Origin of the sequence: uncultured Virgibacillus sp., from assembly GCF_947495635.1 — a bacterium.
Classification (GTDB): Bacteria; Bacillota; Bacilli; order Bacillales; family Amphibacillaceae; genus Virgibacillus; species Virgibacillus salarius.
Genome location: NZ_CANMAB010000229.1, coordinates 1 through 486 on the forward strand (window position 1 = coordinate 1; position 486 = coordinate 486).

Genomic DNA, 486 nt, shown 5'->3' on the forward strand with positions numbered 1-486 from the left:
TGGATTCGATAAACACTTTGCACCTACCTGTTTTCGAGAACATTCTTATCGTTATGATAGCTTTGATACCAAATATGAAACCTTGAAATACACACGACCATGTAAGGATTGTCCGCTAGCAACCGAAGGTCTATGTCAAAAGATTTACAAGGTGAAAATAACTACCAACCTTCGAAGATATACAGCACCTGCACGAGGGTCAAAAGCATGGAAATCCATTTTTAAACGGCGTACTGCTGTAGAACGTGTGAATGCTTATCTCAAGGAATATTATCAACTAGACAATATCCGTTACCGTACTGGAAAACGAGCGAAGGTTCATTTTGACATCGTAACGCTTATTTATAATGCATCAAAACTAGCCAGTGATCGTATTAATTCAATGCTTCATCAAAATATAGCTGCTTAGATTAATTTTAAAAAATATTTTTGAGAATTCTGCAGCTCTTTGATTTTATTAAAAAAGTAATTATGAAATTGAGTCAA

General features: G+C 34.8%; 1 protein-coding gene. It reads left to right on the top strand.

The window, feature by feature from the left end:
• The coding region (locus tag Q1A47_RS20605; protein ID WP_299632762.1) for a transposase at window positions 1–409 on the top strand (409 nt) is incomplete at its 5' end.
• Window positions 410–486 lie beyond the last annotated feature (77 nt).